Raw genomic sequence first — 1,174 nt, forward strand, 5'->3', positions numbered from 1 at the left:
GTCCATCCCGCGACCTGCGTCTGCGCCGGGTTCCGGGCCCACTTCGCGATCTGCGTCGGCGCCGGGACCGGCTCGGGCGTCCGCGCCGCGTTCCGCCCCCGCCTCTCGACCCGCGCCGGCATCAGTGCCGCCCCGCGTGCCCCGCCCCGCCCAACTGCCGCCTCCCCCGGCCCACTTCACCGGCCGGACCTCCGTCGCCGATGCCCTGAGCCGGGCCCTCGCCCCGGAGCGCCGCCTCGGGGCCGACGTCACGGCTGTCGCCCCCGTGGTGGTGATCCACGGCATGCCCGGTGTGGGCAAGAGTGCCCTGGCGCTGCACGTCGCCCACGCCCTCCGGGACCGCTTCCCCGACGGCCAGCTGTACGTCGACCTGCATGGCACCACCCCCGGCGCGCCCCCGCTCGCCCCGGCCCACGCCCTCAACTCCCTGCTTCGCGGCCTGGGCGCCGAGCCCCTCCGCATCCCCGAACACCCCGACGCGGCAGCCGCGTTACTCCGCTCCCTCCTCGCTCCGACCCGCACGCTGCTGGTTCTGGACGACGCCGAACGCGCCGCTCAGGTAAGGCCGTTGCTCCCGGCGGGCCCCCGCTGCGCCGTGATCGTCACCAGCCGCTCCCCGCTCACCGCGCTCGACGGCGTCCACCGTGCCCCCCTCACCCCCCTGACCGGCGGCGAGAGCGCCGAGTTGCTGCGCGCGGTCTCCGGGTGGGACGGCCTCGACGACGCCCACCCCCTCGTCGAACTCACCGGCCGCCTCCCGCTCGCCCTGCGCGCGGTCGCCGCCCGGCTGGCCGCCCGCCGCGCGCTCACTCCGGATCTGCTCGCCCACCAACTGGCCGCAGCGGAAAGCAGGTTGCCGCATCTGGAGTACGACGACCTGAGCGTCCGCCGCTCCCTTGCCGCCGCCTACGACGCGCTGAACGCCTCCGTCCGCGAGGCCGACCGCGACGCGGCCCTCGCCCTGCGCCGCATCGGCACCCTGGACCTCCCCACATACGACGTTCCGCTCCTGGCCCGCCTCACCGCCGCCGACGAACGCCGCGCCGAGGCAGCCCTGGACCGCCTGGTCGGCGTAGCCCTCCTGGAGGAGACGGGGTACGGCCACTACGCGCCCCACGACCTGGTCAGGGACTACGCCCGCGAACTGGCCGTGGCCGAGAGGGCGAGTGAAGCC

At 76.3% G+C, this 1,174-nt stretch carries 1 protein-coding gene; it reads left to right on the forward strand.

The genetic code is table 11. The features are described from left to right. Window positions 1-1,174: AAA family ATPase (locus RB628_RS16640; protein ID WP_318321215.1), on the forward strand; the 1,174-nt coding region annotated here is incomplete at both ends.

The organism is Streptomyces sp. ADMS, assembly GCF_033441795.1.
Classification (GTDB): Bacteria; Actinomycetota; Actinomycetes; order Streptomycetales; family Streptomycetaceae; genus Streptomyces.